Below are 20,103 nucleotides of genomic sequence, written 5' to 3'. Positions count from 1 at the left end.
CAAGAGGATGTCTATGTATTCACGTGACCCTCTCCGTGCGCGCGCTTTACTCACCCCATTGGCGGAACCGTTTCACCGCAGAAACGTCACTGGGCTCGTCGATCCGACCGGCCGCCCGGTGTCCGCGGCCGGGTGCGCGTTGGCCGTCGGGCTGCGTACGACCGCACCGCGGGCAGGTCGGCGACAATGCCCCGAACGGCCCAGCCGGCCTGCCCGGCGCGACCGTCGTCCGTCCGCGCCGCGGCTTTCTCCGCGGCGCACCTTGAACGAGGTCCGCGGGGCCCTTAGCGTCGGCCGGAATGAATGCCATCCCGCCCCTCCTCGACCACCTGGTCCTCGCCACCCCGGACCTGGCGTCGACGGTCGCCGACTTCACCCGGCGGACCGGGGTGCCGCCCGCTGCCGGTGGAGCCCATGTCGGGCTGGGCACCCGCAATTGCCTGGTGTCTCTGGGCGGCCGCAGCTACCTGGAGATCATCGGACCGGATCCGGAGCAGCCGGACCCGCCGGACGGGCGGCCGTTCGGCGTCGACCTGCCGGCCGGGGCACGCCCGGTGACCTGGGCGATCAGCCCGCCCCACCTGGACTCGGCGGTCGCGGCGGCGCGCGCGAGGGGCTACGACCCCGGCACCCCGCGGCCGATGAGCCGCCGCCGGCCGGACGGCTCGCTGCTGGCGTGGCGCCTCACCGACAGCGACACGGCCCACCCGTCCGGTCTCGTCCCGTTCCTGATCGACTGGGGCACCGCGCTCCACCCGGCCGCGTCCGGCCTGCCCGTCACCCCGTTGCTGGCGGTCACGGCCACCGCACCCGACCCGGAGGCGATCCACCCGCTGCTGTCCGCTCTGGGCACCGGGCTCGCTCTCACGGAAGGCCCGGTGGCGCTGTCCTTCACGGTGGACACACCCCGGGGGCCGGTCACCTTCGGCTGAGGCGGGCAGGGGCCGGGAGGGGGACGGCGTCCGGTCCGTTTGCGCAGGGCGTCCGATCCGTTCAAGACCGGCGGTCCGGACGCCGCCTACGGTGGCGGGCATGACCCCACGCTTCGCCCTGATCGGCGCGGTCGTCTCCGACCTCGCCGCCTCGCTCGCCTTCTACCGCCGCCTCGGCCTGGAATTCCCCGCGGACGCCGAGGAGCAGCCGCACGTCGAGGCAGCACTGCCCGGCGGGCTGACCTTCGCCCTGGACACCGAGGAGACCATCCGCTCCTTCCACCCCGGCTGGCGCCCGCCCGCCGGGGGCGGCCGGGTCGCGCTCGCCTTCCGGTGCGCCTCACCGGCCGAGGTGGACGCCGTGTACCAGGACCTGATGGACGCCGGGTACCACGGGGAGCTGAAGCCGTGGGACGCCTTCTGGGGGCAGCGGTACGCCACCGTGCACGACCCGGACGGCAACGCCGTCGACCTGTTCGCTCCGCTATCCGCCGGCGAGTAGCCGTCCCAGCGGCATCCCCGTCAACTCCTTTACGTCTCGGGCCAGATGAGGCTGGTCGGCGTAGCCCGCGCGGACCGCGGTCTCGGCGAGCGGCACCCCGGACCTGGCCAGCCCGAGGGCCCGTTGCAGCCGCAGGACGCGGGCCAGCGTCTTGGGGCCGTAGCCGAAGGCGGCCAGGCTGCGGCGGTGCAGCCGGCGGGCGCCGAGGCCGAGTTCGTCGGCGGTGGCGGCCACCGGTCGGCCCGCGTCCAGGGCGTCGACCAGGGGCGCGAGGAACGGGTCGGGCGGCGGCAGGCCGGCCGACCGCTCCAGGGCGATCTCCTCAAGCGCGGTCGCCGGGTCGGCCGCCGCGTCGACCCGCGCGCCCAGCCCGCGCACCTGCGCGGCGGGCCACAGGTCGGCCAACTCCACCCGCCGGTCGAGCAGTTCGTGGGCCGGCACGCCGAAGAAGGCGGGCGCGGTGCCCGGCCGGAAGCGGACGCCCGCCCAGCGGCGGGCCGGGCCGTCGGGTGGGTGGGCGCGGGTGTCCGGGCCCGCGACCAGCAGCCGGCCCTCGCTCCACAGCAGGTCCATACAGCCGTCCGGGAGCACGGGTCCACCGACGGCGCCGTCCGGGGTGATCCGCCACACCACCGCACCGGCCAGCCGGGACGCCCGCTCCTCGTACACGCACGCCAGGCTACGCCGGGCGGATACGGCGCTCCGGCCGGCCCGGACCTCACCCGGCGCGGCCGGCCTGCCCGCGAGCAGCCCAGCAGGACACGGCACGGCCAGGCAGGCGGCGGTCGGCGGCGGTGGGCGTCACTTGTCCGGCGGAGCGGTGGTTCCGTTCGCCTTGTCCGGCTGCTGGGCGTTCTTCACATGCGTACGGAGCCTCGCCGTCACGTCCTCCGGAGGCAGGAAACGGGACCAGCGCTCCGGGAACTCGGACGGCATGTCCGGATCGTCCGGGTCGTCGGGGGCGCCGACCGTGGCGGCCCAGGCCACGTAGTCGGCGACCTGGGCCTTGCGCACCCGTTCGTTGGCGGCGCGGGCCGCGGCCGTGGCGGCGGCCGGCCAGACCCGGTCGATCGCGGCGTTCACGGCGGCACCGACGAGCACCGCGAACGCCGACACACCGACCCACAGCAGCACCGCCACCGCGGCGGCCAGGGATCCGTAGATCGTGGCGCCCTCGATGGTGTGGGTCAGGTAGATGCGCAGCAGGAAGCTGCCCAGGACCCACATCGCGAGGGCCACCAGCGCGCCCGGCACGTCCTCGATCCACGGCGACCGGACGGGCACCGAGACGTGGTAAAGCGTGGTCAGGAAGACGATGGACAGGACGATCACGACGGGCCAGTACAGGACCTGCACCACGGTCTCCGACCACGGCAGGACCCGCACCACCGCGTCCGGACCGGCCACCGTCAGCGGCAGCGCCACCGAGCCGATCACCAGCGCCACGATGAACAGCAGGAAGGCCATCAGCCGGGTGCGGACGATGCCCCGGACGCCGTCGAGGCCGTACATCACGGTGATCGTGTCGATGAAGACGTTCACCGCGCGCGAACCCGACCACAGTGCGAACAGGAAGCCTATGGAGATGACGTCGGGCCGGCCGCCCTGCATCACGTCGTGCAGGATCGGCTCCGCGATCTCCTTCACCCCCTTGTCCGACAGAACGGTGCGGGAGGCGTCCAGCAGATTGGTCTCCAGGCTCTGGATGGTGTCCGCGCCGGTCCAGTCGTCGACGTAGCCGAGCAGCCCGATCAGGCTCAGCAGCAACGGCGGCACCGACAGCAGCGTGAAGAACGCGGCCTCGGCCGCCAGGCCCAGGATGCGGTACTCCAGGCAGGAGTTGACGGTGTCCTTCAGCAGCAGCCAGGCGGTCCGCCGCATGGAGACGTTCCGGTAGAGGGCACGTGCCCGGTGGAAGCGCCCGGTGGGCTGCTCAGGGGGTTCGCTGGCTGGCTGCACGACCCAAAGGTATCGCCGTACGACACCCCCTCAGCGTCAGGGCGGAGCGCAGGGGACCTTCCGGGGAGCGCCGCGGGCCCGCGCTGCCCTGGTGGGGCGCCGGGCGCCGCCCCCTGTGTCACTGTGGTGCCCCCGCCGTCACCCCGGGATAGGTTCGCAGACATGGCAGGCACCACCACGCACACCGTGACGAACCAGCCGCCGCCGCTGGTCGGATACGACGTGTTCACCGCCGACCGGGCCCTGAGCGAGGCGGTCGAACGGCACACCGGCCCCGACCTGCTCGACGAGGTGCGCGAGGAGTTGTCGGCGCTCGGCCGGGCCGCCGGCTCGGCCCAGTTGCAGGAGTGGGCGGTGCAGGCGAACGAGCACCTGCCGCGGCTGCGCACCCACGACCGCTACGGCCACCGGATCGACGAGGTCGACTTCCACCCGGCCTGGCACCGGCTGCTGGGCAAGGGAATCTCGGCCGGGCTGACCACCGCCTGGGTCCGGCCCGCCGGGCAGGTGCGGCGGGCCGCCGGATTCCTGGTCTGGACCCAGGTGGAGGCCGGCACCTGCTGCCCGCTGTCGATGACGCACGCGGCGGTGCCCGCGCTGCGCGCCGATCCCGCGCTCGCCGCCGAGTGGGAGCCCCGGCTGACGTCCACGATCTACGAGCGCGGTCTGCGGCCCGCGGGGGAGAAGCCCGGCGCGGTCTTCGGGATGGCCATGACCGAGAAGCAGGGCGGCAGCGACGTACGGGCGAACACGACGGCGGCCCGGCCGCTCGCCGAACCGGGGACGTACGAACTGACCGGGCACAAGTGGTTCTGCTCGGCCCCCATGTCCGACGGGTTCCTGGTGCTGGCGCAGGCACCGGAGGGGCTGACCTGCTTCCTGGTGCCGCGGGTGCTGGCGGACGGCAGCCGCAACGTCTTCCTCCTCCAACGGCTCAAGGACAAACTGGGCAACCGGTCGAACGCGTCCGCCGAGGTCGAGTTCGCGGGGACCTGGGCTCGCCGGGTGGGCGAGGAGGGCCGCGGGGTGCGGACGATCATCGAGATGGTCGCCGCCACCCGGCTGGACTGCGTGCTGGGCTCGGCGGGGCTGATGCGGCAGGCGGTGGCGCAGGCCGTGCACCACTGCACGCACCGTGCGGCCTTCGGCGGCAAGCTGGTCGACAAGCCGTTGATGCGCAACGTGCTGGCCGATCTCGCCCTGGAGTCGGAGGCGGCGACGACGCTCGCGCTGCGGCTGGCCGCCGCCTGCGACGACGGGAGCGAGCGGGAACGGGCGCTGCTGCGGCTCGCGGTGCCGGCCGCCAAGTACTGGGTGACCAAGCGGTGTGCGCCGGTGGCGGTGGAGGCGGCCGAGTGCCTGGGCGGCAACGGCTACGTCGAGGAGTCGGGGCTGCCCCGGCTGGTGCGCGAGTCGCCGCTCAACTCCGTCTGGGAGGGCGCCGGGAATGTGCAGGCGCTGGACGTGCTGCGGGCGCTGCTCCGTGAACCGCAGTCGCTGGACGCCTTCCTGCTGGAGGCCGGCAAGGCACGCGGCGCCGACCGCCGGCTGGACGGGGCGGTGAAGGACCTGCTGGCCGAACTGGGCGACCTGGAGAACGCCGAGGGACACGCCCGGCGTCTGGTGGAACGCATGGCGCTGGTCCTCCAGGGCTCACTGCTGGTGCGGTACGCGCCCCCTGAGGTCGCCGACGCGTTCTGCGCGTCCCGCCTGGGCGGCGACTGGGGTTCCGCGTTCGGCACCCTGCCGCACTCCCTGGACCTGGCGACGGTGGTGGACCGGGCACGGCCCGAGTCCTGAGCGGTTCCCCTCCGGGCGGAGGCGGGCGCGTCCACCGGGAGGGGCGGTCGTGGCCATGCCCCGGCGGGGGCGGGGTCCCAGGACGCCGGTGCTTTCCGGCCGGGCCGATGCCCGTACGGGGTGCGGGCGGGACGCATCCCTGCGGTGCAACCGCCGGGTGCGACGAGGAAGGCCGGCAAGGTGCGCAGACGTCCGGTATGTCCGGGCGTGTCGCTGCCTCCGTCCGGCGTATCCGCCTGCCCGCCTCCCGGGCGCCGCCGCGGCCGGCAGGGCGGCGCACGGGAGGTGAAGGATAGGGCCGGTGGCATATGCAGTGCATCCGATTCGGCACATCCAGCGGTATCTACCGCATATTTGCAGGGTCTTCGACCGCCGGGGGCCGCACCTGTCGTAGCATCCTGGTACGGGCTTCCCCACCTGCTCCTCGGTCAACGTACGGACCATCAGGCGCAGTTGGCCCGCCTCGGGAGGAACTATGCAGCATCGCGGCAGACATCGCAGGCGCAAGCGGGGCAAGGCACTGCGCGCGGTCCTGGCCGGGACCGCGCTCGCGCTCACCGCGACCGCCACCCTGATCAGCGCCTCGCAGGCCACGATCCCCGACGACCCCGGCTCGCTCAAACCGCTGACCTCCGCCGCCGACACCGCGCAGCTGCGGCTCCAGGAGCAGCCGGTGCCGTACCGGACGCTGGACCGGCTGACCTCGGCGATGGGCCGTCCGGTCGACGTCGACGCCGTCCTGCGCAGCGCCGACCGCACCCTGCGCAACGCGCCCGACTGCACCGAGGGCGACCGCGAGTCGCTGCCCGTCGCGCCGGCGGCCGACCGGGCGTACTGCTGGGACCGCGCCGACGCCACGCGGGACTGGCGGCCGTCGTCGGTGACCACCTCCGCGGACGCGGACGCCGACGGCCTGTGGGGCGAGCACCGGGTGGTGCTCGCGGGCTCGACGCACACGGCGCCCGGACCCAGCGGCGACCGGGGGCTCGCCCGGGTCGCCTTCGTGGACGCCGACGACCCCGCCCACCTCGCCTACCGCTGGGTGCTCCTCGTGGTCCCCACCACGGACGGCCGTGACTACCGGGGACTGTCCTCCCAGGTCTCCGGCATGGTCTGGTACCAGGACAAGCTGCTGGTCACCACGGGCGCGGGCAGCGCCGACGCGCTCTACGTCTACGACCTGGACCGCATCCAGCGCACCACGGTCGACGCCGCGGCGATCGGCCGGGTGCCGGGCGGCTGGTCGGCCGACGGCTACCGGTACGTCATGCCCGCGGTGGCCGCCTACCGCTACCCCGCCGGGGGATGCACCGCGACCGGCTCGCCGTGCCCCGGCACGATCTCCCTGGACCGCGCGACCGCCCCCGACAGCCTGGTCCTCGGCGAGGGCACCGCCACCGGCAGCGACCGGCGGGCCCGCCTGTGGCGGTACTCGTTCAGTTCGGACCCGGCCCGCAGCGGCCTTCTCGCCATAGACGCCGCGGGGCGGGCGGACGCGGTGGAGGCGTACACGACGCGGGCCCACCGGATCCGCGGCGTGCTCTCCTACCAGCCACCGGGGTCGGCCCGCACCACCTGGTACCTCGCGCATCCACCCGCCGACCCCAAGGGCCACGGCAGTCTGTGGCGCCTGGACTCGGCGGGCGCGCGGGCGGCACGCTGCGGCTCGGACGCGACGCACCACTGCTGGGCGCAGCACACCAGGTCGCTGTCCTACGTGCCGCAGACGGGCGAGGTGTGGTCGATGACGGACCGCATGCTGTTCACCGTCCCGCTGACCGGTGTCGACAAGTCGCTGGGTTAGCTGGTTCCCTGGCCCGCATGAGCACCGTCGCCGTGACCACCTGGTCGCTGGAGCAGACCGCCCCGACCGATCTGCTGCCCGCCGCCGCACCCGACGGGGACGTCCGGATCGTCCGTGCCGAGGTCTCCTCCCCCGAGTTCAGCCGTTTCCTCTATGCCTCGGTCGGCGGCGACATCCGCTGGACCGACCGGCTCGGCTGGAGCCACGCCCGGTGGCTGGAGCACCTGGACCGGCCCGGCGTGGAGACCTGGGTCGCCCTGGACCGGGGCACGCCCGCCGGTTACGTGGAACTGGATCCGCAGGACGACGGCGTCGTGGAGATCGTCTACTTCGGCCTGCTGCCGGCCTTCCGGGGGCGGCTGATCGGCGGTCATCTGCTGTCGTACGGCACGGCCCGCGCCTGGGACCTGGCGGAGCGCTGGCCCGAGCGGACTTTGACGAAACGGGTCTGGCTGCATACGTGCAGCCAGGACGGCGCGTATGCGATGGACAACTATCTGCGCCGGGGATTCCGGCTGTTCGACACCAAGGTCGACGAGGAGCGCGTGGTGACCACGCCGGGGCCCTGGCCCGGCGCCTACCCCGTCTGACCTGCATCGACAAGACCTCTCGCAGAACGTGTGACCGATCACACGCCCATATCGCATTCCGAGACGATGACGTCCACATAGCGGGCAATGCTGGACTGCGTCCAGATCGCCGTGACACGCTTCCGTCATGTCCGGAACTGGAATTGCCTTGGTGAGTCGGCGGCACGTCGACCTCTGCCGCATGTCCAGCGCCATCTGTCCGGCGAGCTGACAGCCCCGCGACCTCGACATCTCACGCCTTTGACCGCTTTCCGCGCAAAGGCCTCACACGTATGCTCCATGCGCCTACCGCGCAGGTCAGAGCCGTATTCCGCCTGTCCCGAAGGACGTACTCGCCATGGCCGCCACGCCACAGAACCCTGCCTCCGCGCCCCGCCGCAAGGTGAGCCGTCATCGCGGAGAGGGCCAGTGGGCCGCGGGCCACTTCACCCCGCTCAACGGCAACGAACAGTTCAAGAAGGACGACGACGGTCTCAATGTGCGGACACGGATTGAGACGATCTACTCGAAACGCGGTTTCGACTCCATCGACCCCAACGACCTGCGGGGCCGGATGCGCTGGTGGGGTCTGTACACCCAGCGCCGGCAAGGGATCGACGGCGGCAAGACCGCGATCCTGGAACCGGAGGAACTGGACGACAGCTGCTTCATGCTCCGGGTGCGGATCGACGGCGGACGCCTCACCACCCGGCAGTTGAAGGTCATCGGCGAGATCTCCCAGGAGTTCGCCCGCGGCACCGCGGACATCACCGACCGGCAGAACGTCCAGTACCACTGGATCCGGATCGAGGACGTCCCGGAGATCTGGAACCGCCTGGAGGCCGTCGGTCTTTCGACCACCGAAGCCTGCGGCGACACGCCGCGCGTCATCCTCGGCTCGCCCGTCGCCGGCATCGCCGAGGACGAGATCATCGACGGCACCCCGGCCATCGAGGAGATCCACCGCCGGATCATCGGCAACAAGAACTTCTCCAACCTGCCCCGCAAGTTCAAGACCGCGGTCTCCGGCTCGCCGCTGCTCGACGTGGCGCACGAGATCAACGACGTGGCGTTCGTGGGCGTCGTGCACCCCGAGCACGGGCCCGGCTTCGACGTGTGGGTCGGCGGCGGTCTGTCCACCAACCCGAAGATCGGGCAGCGGCTCGGCGCCTGGGTCCCGCTCGACGAGGTCCCGGACGTCCACGAGGGCGTCGTCTCGGTCTTCCGTGACTACGGCTACCGCCGGCTGCGCACCCGGGCGCGGCTGAAGTTCCTGGTCGCGGACTGGGGCGTGGAGAAGTTCCGGCAAGTGCTGGAGGACGAGTACCTGAAGCGGAAGCTGACCGACGGCCCGGCGCCCGCCCAGCCCGTCGAGCGGTGGCGCGACCACGTGGGGGTGCACCGGCAGCGGGACGGCCGGTTCTACGTCGGCTTCGCCCCGCGGGTCGGCCGCGTGGACGGCACCACGCTGGCGAAGATCGCCGACCTCGCCGAGGCACACGGCTCCGGCCGGGTGCGTACCACCGCCGAGCAGAAGATGATCGTGCTCGACGTCGCCGAGGAACAGGTCGACTCGCTGGTCGAGGGGCTGGAGTCGCTGGACCTCACCGTGCACCCGTCCCCGTTCCGGCGCGGCACCATGGCCTGCACGGGGATCGAGTTCTGCAAGCTGGCCATCGTCGAGACGAAGGTGCGCGGCGCGGCGCTCATCGAGGAACTGGAACGCCGCCTCCCCGACTTCGACGAGCCGATCACCATCAACGTCAACGGCTGCCCGAACGCCTGCGCCCGCATCCAGGTCGCGGACATCGGACTCAAGGGCCAGTTGGTCCTGGACGGCGACGGCAACCAGGTCGAGGGCTTCCAGGTGCACCTGGGCGGCGCGCTCGGCCTGGAGGCCGGCTTCGGCCGCAAGGTGCGCGGGCTGAAGGTGACGTCCGAGGAACTGCCGCAGTACGTGGAGCGGGTCCTCAGGCGCTTCCTGGCCGAGCGCGAGGACGGCGAGCGGTTCGCCGCCTGGACCGCCCGGGCCGACGAGGAGGCCCTCTCATGAGCGAGCGGGCCGCCCCTTTCTACTGTCCTTACTGCGGCGACGAAGATCTGCGTCCCAGCGAGCCGACAGCGGCGTCCCCCCTGACCGGGCACGGCCACCGGTCCGGGGGAAGCGCCTGGGAGTGCGCGGCGTGCAACCGCGGCTTCCAGTTGAAGTTCCTCGGGCTGCTGGCCCGCGGTGTGGGCCGCGGGAGCGCTCGGAGCACGCCGCAGGCGGACTCCTCCGACGAGGGCGGCCTCCGGCACTCCGACAACGGAGGGGATGACCGAACATGAACACGGCTCAGGAAGAACGCAGGAGCGAGAAGTTGCGGAGCCTCGCCGAACGGGCGGGCCGCGAACTGGAGGACGCCTCCGCACTCGACATCCTCGGGTGGGCGGCCGACACGTTCGGCCGCGGCTTCTGTGTGACGTCCTCGATGGAGGACGCGGTGGTCGCCCATCTGGCCTCGCGCGTCCTGAAGGGCGTGGACGTGGTGTTCCTCGACACCGGCTACCACTTCCCCGAGACCATCGGCACCCGGGACGCGGTCGAGGCCGTGATGGACGTCAACGTCATCACCCTCACCCCGCGCCGCTCGGTCGCCGAACAGGACGCCGAGTACGGCCCGAAGCTGCACGACCGCGATCCCGACCTGTGCTGCCGGCTGCGCAAGGTGCTGCCCCTGGAGGAGGGGCTCAGCAACTACCGGGCCTGGGCGACCGGTCTGCGCCGCGACGAGTCGCCGACCCGGGCGAACACCCCGGTGGTCGGCTGGGACGAACGGCGGCAGAAGGTCAAGATCGCCCCGATCGCCCGCTGGTCCCAGGACGACGTGGACGCCTACGTCGCCGAACACGGTGTACTCACCAACCCGCTGCTGATGGACGGCTACACCTCCATAGGCTGCGCGCCCTGCACCCGCCGGGTGCTGGCGGGCGAGGACATGCGGGCGGGCCGCTGGGCCGGACGCGCCAAGACCGAGTGCGGGCTGCACGAATGACGATCACCGAGACCCAGGAGACACACGTGACGACCGGGGCCACCGTCTGGCTCACGGGTCTGCCGAGCGCCGGCAAGACCACCATCGCCCAGGAACTGGCCGGCCGGCTGCGCGCGGCGGGCCACCTCGTCGAGGTGCTCGACGGCGACGAGATCCGCGAATTCATCTCGGCGGGCCTCGGCTTCAGCCGCGCGGACCGGCACACCCATGTGCAGCGCGTCGGCTTCCTCGCCGAACTCCTGGCCCGCAACGGCGTCAAGGCGCTCGTCCCGGTGATCGCACCGTACGCCGACAGCCGCGCGGCGGTCCGGGGGCGCCACGAGGCGAACGGCACGTCGTACGTCGAGGTGCATGTGGCGACGCCGGTCGAGGTGTGCTCCGTACGCGATGTGAAGGGCCTGTACGCCAGGCAGGCGGCGGGCGAGCTGACCGGTCTGACCGGGGTCGACGACCCGTACGAGGACCCGGAGAAGCCCGATCTGCGGATCGAGTCGCAGCACCAGACCGTGCAGGAGTCGGCGGCGGCGGTGTACGCACTGCTCAGTGAGAGGGGACTGGCATGACGACGCTCGCGCGGCCCGGAGAGGGCACGGACACGCCGTACTCCCTGTCGCACCTGGACGCGCTTGAGTCGGAGGCGGTGCACATCTTCCGCGAGGTCGCGGGCGAGTTCGAACGACCGGTGATCCTCTTCTCCGGCGGCAAGGACTCCATCGTCATGCTCCACCTCGCCCTCAAGTCCTTCGCCCCCGCCCCCGTGCCCTTCGCCCTCCTGCACGTCGACACCGGCCACAACTTCCCCGAGGTCCTCGACCACCGCGACCGCACCGCCACCGCCCACGGCCTGCGCCTTTACATCGCCTCCGTCCAGGACTACATCGACCGCGGCGCCCTCAAGGAACGCCCCGACGGCACCCGCAACCCCCTCCAGACCCTCCCCCTCACCGAGAAGATCCAGCACGAGAAGTTCGACGCCGTCTTCGGCGGCGGACGCCGGGACGAGGAAAAGGCCCGCGCCAAGGAGCGCGTCTTCTCGCTGCGCGACGAGTTCTCCCAGTGGGACCCCCGCCGCCAGCGCCCCGAACTCTGGAACCTCTACAACGGCCGCCACGCCCCCGGCGAACACGTCCGCGTCTTCCCCCTCTCCAACTGGACCGAACTCGACGTCTGGCAGTACATCGCCCGCGAGGACATCGCCCTGCCCGAGATCTACTACGCGCACGAGCGCGAGGTCTTCCGACGGGACGGGATGTGGCTGACGGCCGGCGACTGGGGCGGCCCGAAGGACGGCGAGACGGTCGAGAAGCGACAGGTCCGCTACCGCACCGTCGGCGACATGTCCTGCACCGGCGCCGTCGACTCCGACGCCGACACCATCGACAAGGTCATCGCCGAGATCACCGCCTCCCGGCTGACCGAACGCGGCGCCACCCGCGCCGACGACAAACTCTCCGAAGCCGCGATGGAAGACCGCAAGCGCGAGGGGTACTTCTAGACATGAGCACGACGACGGCCGAGGAACTCCAGGCCACCACACTGCTGCGGTTCGCCACCGCCGGGTCCGTCGACGACGGCAAGTCCACCCTCGTCGGACGTCTGCTGCACGACTCCAAATCGGTCCTCACCGACCAGCTCGAAGCCGTCGAACACGCCTCCCTCAGCCGCGGCAAGGACACCCCCGACCTCGCCCTGCTCACCGACGGACTGCGCGCCGAACGGGAACAGGGCATCACCATCGACGTCGCCTACCGCTACTTCGCCACCCCCCGGCGCCGTTTCATCCTCGCCGACACCCCCGGCCACGTGCAGTACACCCGCAACATGGTCACCGGCGCCTCCACCGCCGAACTCACCGTCATCCTCGTCGACGCCCGCAACGGCGTCGTAGAACAGACCCGCCGCCACGCGGCCATCGCCGCCCTCCTGCGCGTCCCCCACGCCGTCCTCGCCGTCAACAAGATGGACCTCGTCGGCTACCGGGAGCCCGTCTTCGCGCGAATCGCGGAGGAGTTCACCGCGTACGCCACCGATCTCGGCGTCCCCGAGGTCACCGCGATACCGATCTCGGCGCTGGTCGGCGACAACGTGGTGGAGCCCTCCGCCACCATGGACTGGTACGGCGGCCCGACCGTCCTCGAACACCTGGAGACCGTCCCGGTCAGCCACGACCTGGCGCACTGCCACGCCCGGCTGCCCGTGCAGTACGTCATCCGGCCGCAGACCGCCGAGCACCCCGACTACCGCGGCTACGCCGGCCAGATCGCGGCCGGCTCCTTCCGCCTGGGCGAGGAGGTGACGGTCCTGCCGGCCGGCCGGACCTCCCGGATCAGCGGCATCGACGTGCTCGGCACACCGGTCGAAGCGGCCTGGACCACCCAGTCGGTGACGGTCCTGCTGGAGGACGACATCGACGTCTCACGCGGCGATCTGATCGTGCCGAGCAAGGACGCGCCGGACGTCACCCAGGACGTCGAAGCGACCGTCTGCCACGTCGCCGACCAGCCGCTGGGCGTCGGCCACCGGGTGCTGCTCAAGCACGGCACCCGCACCGTCAAGGCGATCGTGAAGGACATCCCCTCCCGCCTCACCCTCGACGACCTCTCCCTGCACCCGCACCCGGGACAGCTCGTCGCCAACGACATCGGCCGGGTCAAGATCCGCACCGCCGAACCGCTGCCGCTCGACTCGTACGCCGACTCGCGCCGCACCGGCTCGTTCATCCTGATCGACCCGAGCGACGGCACGACGCTGACCGCGGGCATGGTCGGCGAGTCCTTCGCCGCGCCCGAACCGGTCAAGGACCAGGCCGGAAACGACGGCTGGGACTTCTGACCGTGACCTCGTCGACCGACTTCTTCTCGACCTTCGCCAAGGAGGGCGGGCGTGTCGGCAGCGGCGCCCGCGGCAGCGGGCAGGGCGGAGTGGCCCGATGTGTGCGCTGACGTACGCGCACTGCCTGCGCGCCCGCACCCCCCACGCCGCTGTCCGAAGACCTGCCGACCTCCCGGCCACGCCCTGACAGACCGTGACCGCCGGGCCAACGAGAGGAACCCCTCCCGTGCCTGCCAACAGCTCCCCCGCACTGCGCCGCACGCTCGCCGCGGCCACCGCGCTCCCCCTCCTCGCACTCGCCGCCTGCGGTTACGGCTCCCAGTCCACCGACAGCTCCGCGGGCCAGAAGGTCGCCGCGGGCGCCGAGAAGATCGACGGCCTGGACTCCGTCAAGATCGGCTACTTCGGCAATCTGACCCACGCGACCGCGCTGGTCGGCAACCAGAAGGGCTTCTTCCAGAAGGAGCTGGGGGCCACCAGGGCCCAGTACGCCACCTTCAACGCGGGCCCCTCCGAGATCGAGGCGCTGAACGCCGGTGCCATCGACATCGGCTGGATCGGCCCCTCCCCCTCGATCAACGGCTACACCCAGTCGAACGGCAAGAGCCTGAAGATCATCGGCGGTTCGGCCTCCGGCGGGGTGAAGCTCGTCGTCGACCCGGACAAGATCAAGTCCCTGAAGGACGTCAAGGGCAGGAAGATAGCCACGCCTCAGCTCGGCAACACGCAGGACGTGGCGTTCCTCAACTGGATCGCGGACCAGGGCTGGAAGGTCGACGCGCAGAGCGGCAAGGGCGACGTCACGGTCGTCCGCAGCGACAACAAGGTGACCCCGGACGCGTTCAAGTCCGGCTCGATCGACGGCGCCTGGGTGCCGGAGCCGACCGCGTCGAAGCTGGTCGCCGAGGGCGGCAAGGTACTCCTCGACGAGTCCTCGCTGTGGCCGGACGGGAAGTTCGTGATCACGAACATCATCGTGTCGCAGAAGTTCCTCAAGGAGCACCCGAAGGCCGTCGAGGCCGTACTGAAGGCGTCCGTCGAGACCAACAAGTGGATCAAGGCCGATCCGGACCAGGCGAAGGCGGCGGCCAACAAGCAGCTGGAGACGGACTCCGGTAAGGCGCTGCCTGCCGATGTGCTGGACCCGGCCTGGAAGTCGATCCAGGTCACCGACGACCCGCTGGCCGCCACGCTGCACACGGAGGCGGAGCACGCGGTCAAGGCCGGCCTGCTGGCCAAGCCCGACCTGGACGGCATCTACGACCTGACGATCCTCAACAAGGTCCTCAAGGCCGAGGGCGCAAGCCCGGTCTCCGCCGCCGGTCTCGGCACCAGCTGACCCGTTCCGACGAGTACCCAGGAGGTGACGACCATGGCCACGACGTACGCCGAGGCCGCCGAGTCAGTGAAGCACGCGGCACGCCTCGCCCATGTCTCGAAGTCCTTCGCGGGCCCGGGCGGGCAGCAGCTCGTCCTGGACGACATCGACCTCGATGTCGCGCCGGGCGAGTTCGTCACCCTCCTGGGTGCCTCGGGCTGCGGCAAGTCCACGCTGCTGAACCTGGTGGCGGGCCTCGACGAGCCCACCGCGGGCTCGATCACGACGGACGGCCGCCCGGCCCTGATGTTCCAGGAGCACGCCCTCTTCCCGTGGCTGACCGCGGGCAAGAACATCGAACTCGCCCTGAAACTGCGGGGCGTCGCCAAGTCCGAGCGGCGCACCAGGGCCGAGGAACTGCTCGAACTGGTCCGGCTGAAGGGCGCGTACGGCAAGCGCGTGCACGAGCTGTCCGGCGGTATGCGGCAGCGGGTGGCGCTGGCCCGCTCGCTCGCCCAGGAGAGCGGTCTGCTGCTGATGGACGAGCCGTTCGCGGCGCTCGACGCCATCACCCGGGACGTGCTGCACGACGAACTCACCCGCATCTGGACCGAGACCGGGCTCTCCGTGCTGTTCGTGACGCACAACGTGCGGGAGGCGGTGCGACTGGCCCAGCGGGTCGTCCTGCTGTCCTCGCGGCCGGGCCGGGTGGCCCGGCAGTGGACGGTCGACATCCCGCAGCCGCGCCGTGTCGAGGACGCCCCCGTGGCGGAGCTGTCCGTCGAGATCACCGAAGTCCTGCGTGGGGAGATCCGCCGTCATGGCCAGCACTGAGACGAAGACGACGAACTCCGCCGAACTGCCGGGCATAGAGGCGGGTCTCGACGCGCTGGAGAGCGCGCACCCGGGCCGCCCGCCGTTCCGCAGGACGTTCGTCGACAAGATCCTTCCACCGCTCGTCGCGATCGTGGTGGTCCTGGTGGTCTGGCAGGGGCTGATATCCCTGAAGATCGTCGACGATCCCGCCAAACTGCCCTCCCCGAAGGCCGTGGGGCAGGAGTTCCACGCTGCCTGGCTTGAGGGCAAGCTGCTCGGCTACATCTGGACCAGCGTCTCGCGCGGTCTGCTCGGCTTCTGCTTCGCGCTGGTCATCGGCACCCCGCTCGGCCTGCTGGTGGCGCGGGTACGGCCGGTACGCGCGGCCATCGGTCCGATCCTGTCCGGGCTCCAGTCGCTGCCGTCGGTGGCGTGGGTGCCGCCGGCCGTGATCTGGCTCGGCCTGGACAACTCGATGATGTACGCGGTGATCCTGCTCGGCGCGGTCCCGTCGATCGCCAACGGCCTGGTGTCCGGCGTGGACCAGGTGCCACCGCTGTTCCTGCGGGCCGGCCACACGATGGGCGCGACGGGCCTCAAGGGCACCTGGTACGTCACGCTGCCGGCCGCGCTGCCCGGCTATGTGGCGGGCATGAAGCAGGGCTGGGCGTTCTCCTGGCGTTCGCTGATGGCCGCCGAGATCATCGCGTCGTTCCCGGATCTCGGTGTGGGCCTCGGGCAGTTGCTGGAGAACGGCCGCAACGCGAGCGACATGGCCATGGTGTTCGAGGCGATCCTGCTCATCCTGTTCGTCGGCATCGCCATCGACCTGCTGATCTTCAGCCCGCTGGAGCGGTGGGTGCTGCGCAGCCGCGGGCTGCTGGTGAGGAGCTGAGGCACCCCGTGCGCACACCGGTCCGCCCCGCCCTCGTGGTGATCGCCCACGGCAGCCGTGATCCGCGGCACGCCGCGACCGTGCACGCCCTGGTGCGGCGGGTGGGGTCGCTGCGGCCGGGGCTGCGGGTGGCGACCGCCTTCCTGGACTTCGACGTGCCGTCCGTGCGGGGCGTGCTGGAGTGCCTGGCGGCGGACGGCGTACGGGACGTGGTGGCGCTGCCGCTGCTGCTCACCCGTGCCTTCCACGCGAAGACCGATGTGCCGGCGGTGCTGCGGGACGCGCCGCCGCGGCTGCGGATCCGGCAGGCCGAGGTGCTCGGGCCGGCGCCGCTGCTGCTGGCGGCGCTGGAGCGGCGGCTGCGCGAGGCCGGGGTCGCGCCCGGCGACCGGGCCTCGACCGGGGTGGTGCTGGCCACGGCCGGGTCCACCGACCCGGAGGCGGTCGAGGTGATCGCGGATCTCGCACGGGAGTGGCGGCGCACCGGCTGGCGGGCCGTGCGGCCCGCGTCCGCCTCCGCCGGTCCGCCCGTGGGGTTCCCGCGTACGGAGGACGTGGTGCGGGAGTTGCGTGCGCTCGGCTGTGCGCGGGTCGCTGTCGCGCCGTACGTTCTGGCCCCCGGGTTCCTGCCGGACCGTATCGCGCGGGGCGCGCGGGATGCGGATGTCCTCGCGGACGTGCTGGGGGCGGCGCCGGAGGTCGCCCGGGTGTTGCTGGAGCGGTATGACGGGGCCTTGGGTGTATGTGCGGTGCGCTCCGCTGAGGGGGGTGGGGTTTCGGTCGGGGTGTGATCGGGGGTGGTTGCCTGCGGGGGTGTTTTGGGCGGTTTGCGCAGTTCCCCGCGCCCCTGAAAAAGGGGTGCGGAGGTGGGTGCCGGGCCCGGGGTTGGTTTTGGGTGGGCCCGGCAGGGGGGCGTGGTGGATCAGGGCTTGGTCGTTGCCGTGACGGTGGCCGCCGGGCCGGTGCCGGCCGCGGTCACCGCCGCGACGGTCACCGTGTAGGACGTAGCGGGTTCGAGCCCGTCGATCACCCGGAACATGGCCTTGGCCGAGGGCTGGGTGACCAGGGCGTCCCGGCCGGTGACGGCGATGGGGTCACGGCCGTCGGAGACCGTCACCCGGTAGCCGACGATCTTCGCGTCGCCCATCGCGGCCGGCGGGGTCCAGGCCAGAGTCGCCGCCGTGGCCTCCATGCGCAGCTTGGGGCCGGTGGGGGCAGCGGCCGGCACGGTCGCTGCGGTGGGGGCCAGCGGGAGCGAGGCGAGCGCCGGGGCGCTGTCGCCGTGTGCGTTGTGCGCGGTGACGGTCACGGTGAGCGGGCCGCCGGACGCGGGCAGGCCACCGATCCGCAGCAGCGCGGTCCGCTTGAACTCGGCGGCGCCGACGGCCTGTTCGGCGACCTGGCGGCCCGTCGCGTCGTATGCCCGGGCCGTGTACCGCGTCACCGGTGGCCCGCCGTCCGCGAACGTCGGGTTGAACGTGACGTACAGCGCGTCCGGCCCCGCGGTACTCGTGCCGATGCGGGACGGCGCCTCGGGGACGGACGGTGCCGCGACCGAGACGTCCAGCAGGTGCCGGTAGGCCGGTTCCAGCCCCGCGTTCTCCAGGATGTCCGCCGGTACGTCGGACAGGCCCGTCATGATGTGGTTGCCGGTGGTCACCAGACCCTTGTTGTCGCCGTCGGCGGTGCCCTCCTCCCACCAGTTGTCCTTGACCAGGGTCGGGTCATTGTTGCCGAGGCCGTCGCGGTAATCGGTGTGCCGGGAGGCGACGTTCGCGTAGGAGGCGCCGTAGAGGACGTTGCCCTCGACCGTCTCGTAGGTGCAGCCGTTGTCGGTGTAGACGCTCTTGCCGAGGCCCCACTGATCGTGGATGACGTTGCCCGCGACCTTCTCGCCGTCGGCCATCGAGGTGCCGGTCAGGCCCTGGGTGTAGATGCCACCGCCGTCGTCGAGCATCTGCATGTAGTCGAAGATCAGGTTGTCGCGTACGGCGTTGTCGTGGCTGGGATTGGGGGTCGCCGGGTCGCCGATCTTGTCGGGCCAGCCGCCCCAGCCCATGGAGATCGCGGAGTAGCCGACGTGGTCGATCTGGTTGTGGGCGATCGTGGTGTGCTCGGTGTAGCCGTTGAGGACGGCGACTCCGCCGTGGTACTCGCGGGGCAGCGCGTAGAGATGGTTGTCGGTCACCGTCACGCCGGAGGCGGGAGTCCGGCCGTCGACTCCGCCGATCTCAAGGCCGTTGCCGGAGATGTCGGTGAAGACGCTGCCGCGGACCGTAGCGTCGGCGCTGCCGGTGCCCAGGTCCAGCCCTGCGGCGCCGAGGTGGGCGAAGACGTCGTCGCTGAACTCGATGCGCCGGCCGTAGCTGAAGGAGACATTGCCCGGCATCTTGGTCCAGGACGCGAAGGGGCAGGTGCCGCCTTCGACGTACTGGCACAGGCCCTGTGTGGCCCAGCCCCGCTCACCGGTGATGGTGTTGCCGGCCTGGATCTCGGAGAAGCCCGTGGGGGTGTTCGGGGACAGCCAGGTCGCGTAGCTGAACCGCAGGCCGCGGAAGGCGATGTCGTGGACGGGATCGGCGGCCGTGCCCTGCCCGTCGACGAGTTTCTCGGCGGCTGCGGCCTCGACGTCGGCGCGGGCCAGGTTCTCGCCGTGGCGCGGCAGGTAGTAGACCGTCCGGGCCGTCCGGTCGAGGTACCACTCACCGGGCTGGTCGAGGAGTTCGTAGGCGTTCTCGACGTACGAGGCCCGGCCGCCGTTGGTGAGCCGGCCGGGGCCGACCATGCTGACGGTGCGGCCGGGGATGTCGGGGAACTCCACCCGCTTGTTGGAGTTGTCCCAGCAGGGCTGGGCCATGGTGATCTCGGTGCCCTGCGCGGCGGCGATGCGGCAGCGCGGCTCGGTCCACTGGCCGAGCCCGTTGCGTTCGGCGTTCCACAGGGCCTCGCCGCTGGTGTAGACGAACTCGGCGTCGGCGGGACGCTTCCAGCGGGCGATCGTGTCGGCGGACGCCGTGTAGCCGGTGGCGGTCTGGGTGAGGGTCACCGGTACGGTGCCGCGGGCCCGCTGGGCGCGCACCCCGTCGACGTACAACTGCCGTGTGTCGGTGAGCCCTTGGGGCGCGGGCGCGGACCACAGTCCGGTGCGGCCGGGCTCCCGGTGCCAGCCGGTGACCTGGCGGCCGCCGCTGAACACGGTCTCGCCGCTGCCCTGCCAGATCACCCGGTGCCCGTCCGCGCCCGAGTCGCGGGCGTCCAAAACGAGGGGCTGCGCCAGGCGGTAGGTGCCCGGCGCCAGGTGCACGGTCAGGTCGGTCTGCATCTCCGCGGTCCGGGCGCGGACCAGGTCGCGGGCGCGCGGCGGGGTGCGGACGGGATGGCGGGCGCTGCCGTCGGCGTGGTCGTCGCCGGCCGGTGACACATAGACGTCGAGGGGGGACGAGACCTGGGTTTGGAGCCGGGTCTGAGTCTGGTGCTGGTTGTGGGGTTGATTCTGGTTCTGGGTCTGTAGCTGGGTTCGTGTCTGGGTCTGGGCGGCGAGGCTCGGTGTGCCGAGACCACCGAGACCTCCGAGGACCAGGACGGCGGAGACGAGGGTGACGAGGGTGACTCTTCGGTGCGTGGGCATGTGACCGTTCCTC

At 71.8% G+C, this 20,103-nt stretch carries 19 protein-coding genes; 16 read left to right on the top strand and 3 right to left on the bottom strand.

What is annotated here, in order from left to right:
• Positions 1-299: 299 nt before the first annotated feature.
• Both ACFYPJ_RS16345 and ACFYPJ_RS16340 read left to right on the top strand, forming a co-directional pair.
• Complete coding sequence (locus ACFYPJ_RS16345; protein ID WP_389016602.1) at positions 300-932, top strand: VOC family protein; 633 nt, start codon at positions 300-302, stop codon at positions 930-932.
• Between the two features lie 100 nt (positions 933-1,032).
• Positions 1,033-1,434 (top strand): VOC family protein, encoded by a 402-nt coding sequence (locus ACFYPJ_RS16340; protein WP_389016599.1) that lies wholly within the window; start codon positions 1,033-1,035, stop codon positions 1,432-1,434.
• On the opposite strand, the gene ACFYPJ_RS16335 is transcribed toward ACFYPJ_RS16340, so the two are convergent.
• Positions 1,417-2,103 carry a helix-turn-helix domain-containing protein gene (locus tag ACFYPJ_RS16335; protein WP_389016597.1) on the bottom strand — a complete coding sequence of 229 codons (687 nt, stop codon included), beginning with the start codon at positions 2,101-2,103 and terminating at the stop codon, positions 1,417-1,419. The two genes, ACFYPJ_RS16340 and ACFYPJ_RS16335, sit on opposite strands and share 18 nt — an antisense overlap.
• Before the next feature lie 132 nt (positions 2,104-2,235).
• Entirely contained in the window at positions 2,236-3,393 is a 1,158-nt protein-coding gene (locus ACFYPJ_RS16330) for a YihY/virulence factor BrkB family protein (RefSeq protein ID WP_389016594.1), read from the bottom strand.
• A gap of 162 nt (positions 3,394-3,555) precedes the next feature.
• Between ACFYPJ_RS16330 and ACFYPJ_RS16325 the strand changes: the two genes are divergently transcribed.
• The 14 genes from ACFYPJ_RS16325 (at position 3,556) to ACFYPJ_RS16260 (ending at position 17,253) form a co-directional block, all read left to right on the top strand.
• Positions 3,556-5,193 carry an acyl-CoA dehydrogenase family protein gene (locus ACFYPJ_RS16325; RefSeq protein WP_389016591.1) on the top strand — a complete coding sequence of 546 codons (1,638 nt, stop codon included), beginning with the start codon at positions 3,556-3,558 and terminating at the stop codon, positions 5,191-5,193.
• Positions 5,194-5,668: 475 nt separating this feature from the next.
• Positions 5,669-6,997, top strand: coding sequence for a hypothetical protein (locus ACFYPJ_RS16320; RefSeq protein WP_389016589.1), 1,329 nt, complete (start codon positions 5,669-5,671; stop codon positions 6,995-6,997).
• Positions 6,998-7,014: 17 nt separating this feature from the next.
• Complete coding sequence (locus ACFYPJ_RS16315; protein WP_389016586.1) at positions 7,015-7,587, top strand: GNAT family N-acetyltransferase; 573 nt, start codon at positions 7,015-7,017, stop codon at positions 7,585-7,587.
• A gap of 127 nt (positions 7,588-7,714) precedes the next feature.
• Positions 7,715-7,798, top strand: coding sequence for a putative leader peptide (locus ACFYPJ_RS16310; RefSeq protein WP_316944184.1), 84 nt, complete (start codon positions 7,715-7,717; stop codon positions 7,796-7,798).
• A gap of 126 nt (positions 7,799-7,924) precedes the next feature.
• Positions 7,925-9,619: a nitrite/sulfite reductase gene (locus ACFYPJ_RS16305; protein WP_389016583.1), complete on the top strand. Its 1,695-nt coding sequence runs from the start codon at positions 7,925-7,927 to the stop codon at positions 9,617-9,619.
• Entirely contained in the window at positions 9,616-9,894 is a 279-nt protein-coding gene (locus tag ACFYPJ_RS16300) for a hypothetical protein (RefSeq protein WP_389016580.1), read from the top strand. Before ACFYPJ_RS16305 ends, ACFYPJ_RS16300 begins: the two co-directional genes overlap by 4 nt.
• The gene (locus tag ACFYPJ_RS16295; RefSeq protein ID WP_389016577.1) at positions 9,891-10,601 is read left to right on the top strand and encodes a phosphoadenylyl-sulfate reductase; all 711 of its coding nucleotides are present in this window, start codon (positions 9,891-9,893) and stop codon (positions 10,599-10,601) included. Before ACFYPJ_RS16300 ends, ACFYPJ_RS16295 begins: the two co-directional genes overlap by 4 nt.
• 26 nt (positions 10,602-10,627) lie before the next feature.
• Positions 10,628-11,164 carry an adenylyl-sulfate kinase gene (gene cysC / locus ACFYPJ_RS16290; RefSeq protein ID WP_389016792.1) on the top strand — a complete coding sequence of 179 codons (537 nt, stop codon included), beginning with the start codon at positions 10,628-10,630 and terminating at the stop codon, positions 11,162-11,164.
• Positions 11,161-12,096 carry a sulfate adenylyltransferase subunit CysD gene (cysD, locus tag ACFYPJ_RS16285; protein ID WP_389016574.1) on the top strand — a complete coding sequence of 312 codons (936 nt, stop codon included), beginning with the start codon at positions 11,161-11,163 and terminating at the stop codon, positions 12,094-12,096. Before cysC ends, cysD begins: the two co-directional genes overlap by 4 nt.
• A gap of 2 nt (positions 12,097-12,098) precedes the next feature.
• Positions 12,099-13,433 carry a sulfate adenylyltransferase subunit 1 gene (locus ACFYPJ_RS16280; protein WP_389016571.1) on the top strand — a complete coding sequence of 445 codons (1,335 nt, stop codon included), beginning with the start codon at positions 12,099-12,101 and terminating at the stop codon, positions 13,431-13,433.
• Positions 13,434-13,659: 226 nt separating this feature from the next.
• Positions 13,660-14,772 carry an aliphatic sulfonate ABC transporter substrate-binding protein gene (locus ACFYPJ_RS16275; RefSeq protein ID WP_389016568.1) on the top strand — a complete coding sequence of 371 codons (1,113 nt, stop codon included), beginning with the start codon at positions 13,660-13,662 and terminating at the stop codon, positions 14,770-14,772.
• A 33-nt stretch (positions 14,773-14,805) separates the two neighbouring features.
• Entirely contained in the window at positions 14,806-15,585 is a 780-nt protein-coding gene (locus tag ACFYPJ_RS16270; RefSeq protein ID WP_389016565.1) for an ABC transporter ATP-binding protein, read from the top strand.
• Positions 15,572-16,462: an ABC transporter permease gene (locus ACFYPJ_RS16265; protein ID WP_389016563.1), complete on the top strand. Its 891-nt coding sequence runs from the start codon at positions 15,572-15,574 to the stop codon at positions 16,460-16,462. Before ACFYPJ_RS16270 ends, ACFYPJ_RS16265 begins: the two co-directional genes overlap by 14 nt.
• 8 nt (positions 16,463-16,470) lie before the next feature.
• Positions 16,471-17,253 carry a sirohydrochlorin chelatase gene (locus tag ACFYPJ_RS16260; RefSeq protein ID WP_389016560.1) on the top strand — a complete coding sequence of 261 codons (783 nt, stop codon included), beginning with the start codon at positions 16,471-16,473 and terminating at the stop codon, positions 17,251-17,253.
• Positions 17,254-17,384: 131 nt separating this feature from the next.
• Here ACFYPJ_RS16260 and ACFYPJ_RS16255 read toward each other — a convergent pair whose 3' ends face one another.
• Positions 17,385-20,090 carry a right-handed parallel beta-helix repeat-containing protein gene (locus ACFYPJ_RS16255; protein WP_389016557.1) on the bottom strand — a complete coding sequence of 902 codons (2,706 nt, stop codon included), beginning with the start codon at positions 20,088-20,090 and terminating at the stop codon, positions 17,385-17,387.
• Positions 20,091-20,103 lie beyond the last annotated feature (13 nt).

Origin of the sequence: Streptomyces sp. NPDC006012 (assembly GCF_042871185.1) — a bacterium.
Taxonomy (GTDB): Bacteria; Actinomycetota; Actinomycetes; order Streptomycetales; family Streptomycetaceae; genus Streptomyces.
This window is presented reverse-complemented; position numbering and strand designations above follow the sequence as displayed.